A 1,642-nucleotide genomic window follows, 5' to 3' on the forward strand; every position below is an offset into this window, starting at 1 on the left:
GACGTATTCGTACATTTCTCAGCAATCGCTGAAGAAGGATACAAATCATTAGAAGAAGGACAAAAAGTTGAATTCGACATCGTTGAAGGCGATCGTGGAGAACAAGCAGCTAATGTCGTAAAAATGTAATAACATTTTCAAAGCAACCGTAATGGTTGCTTTTTTTATGCTTAAATTTAATAAAATACTAGTCAGTCTTCTTATACATCTATTATTAGAAAATATATCTTTTACATTTTTGTTATAACTATTAATACATAAAGGAATGATTTAACTTTGAGTTTACTCTCAACTATTTTGACACTACTTGTAGCAATTGAGTTTATCTTTATTATGATACTTCAAACATTTATGACAAGCTCTAAAAAAACTAGTCAAACTTTTAAAATGAGTCAATCTGCATTAGAAGATAACAATTTAAATACATTAATGAAAAATCAAGGTATTTATAATGGACTTCTCGGTCTTTTCGTAATTTATGCGACATTTTTTAGTAATCATCCTAGAGAACTCATTATATGTATTCTTGTATATATGATTATAGTTGCAATCTATGGTAGTTTAACAAGTCAAAAGTCTATCATTATTAAACAAGGTCTATTACCAATTCTAGCTCTCTTATCATTAATTTTTTAATTATTTCCGTTAAATCGAAACTCGATTTAACGGTTTTTTTATAATAAAAAGCCCATTCCAAAAATGGAATGAGCCTTGTGATATCAATATTTCATTTTATTATTTATTTTCTTCTTCGTCTTCATCTTCTCTACGACGTTTGAAGAATAAGAATAGTGCACCTAGTCCGGCTAATAATGTACCGAACAACGTTCCTTTATTAACTACATCTTGTCCTGTTTCAGGTAGTTCACTCTGACCTTTACCTTGATCTTTATCTTTGTTTGTTGATGATTTCGTTGATTTTTCTACTTGTTGTCCATTCATATCTACTACTTTACTACCATTATTTTGGTTAGAATTAGTTACTTCGCTGTTGTTATCTGTTTGTGCTTGTTCTTCAGTATCTCGTTGAACTGAATTATGGGTTGCTTTATTGCTTCCATATGCACGAGTTGATGATGTTGATTTACTATCATTTGACGGTGCTGTTGGTTGAGTTGTATCTTTTGTTTCTTTCGGTTCAGCCGGCTGACTAGGATTTGTTGAATCATCAGAATCTGTCGGTTGTTTTGTATGATTTGGATTTGTTGGGTCGACTGGTTTTGTTGGCTCTGTTGGTTGATTTGGGTCGACTGGTTTTGTTGGCTCTGTTGGTTGATTTGGGTCGACTGGTTTACTGTTATCAATAACTGTTCCATCAGTAGATGGTGAGATATTACCGTCTGCATCCGTTGCTGTTACTCCGATATGATCTCCACCTTTTAGTTCTTCACCAGTAGGAATATTTATCACATAATTACCATCTTCATCTGCTGTACCACTGGCAGTTCTTCCATCTGGGAACGTTACTGTTACTGTTGAACCTGGTTCTGCTGTTCCTGTGATTGTTTTATCGCCTTTATGAACAGGATTAACAGTTGGTGCTTCTGGTGCTGTTGTATCTTTAACAACAGTTGATGCTTTTTCAGAAGTGTTGCCATCTTTGTCTGTCGCAGTAACTGGTAATGTTTCCCCACCTTTTAGG

3 protein-coding genes are annotated in these 1,642 nt (G+C 33.8%); 2 read left to right on the forward strand and 1 reads right to left on the reverse strand.

Features of this window, described 5'->3' with window-relative positions:
* A partial coding sequence (locus CD121_RS07850) for a cold shock domain-containing protein (RefSeq protein WP_185817758.1) occupies window positions 1-129 on the forward strand: 129 nt, incomplete at its 5' end.
* Window positions 130-276: 147 nt separating this feature from the next.
* The gene (locus tag CD121_RS07855; RefSeq protein ID WP_017638302.1) at window positions 277-636 is read left to right on the forward strand and encodes a DUF1304 domain-containing protein; all 360 of its coding nucleotides are present in this window, start codon (window positions 277-279) and stop codon (window positions 634-636) included.
* A gap of 99 nt (window positions 637-735) precedes the next feature.
* Here CD121_RS07855 and CD121_RS07860 read toward each other — a convergent pair.
* The coding region (locus CD121_RS07860; protein WP_126567838.1) for an Ig-like domain-containing protein at window positions 736-1,642 on the reverse strand (907 nt) is incomplete at its 5' end.

Origin of the sequence: Staphylococcus pasteuri (assembly GCF_003970495.1) — a bacterium.
Lineage (GTDB): Bacteria > Bacillota > Bacilli > Staphylococcales > Staphylococcaceae > Staphylococcus > Staphylococcus pasteuri.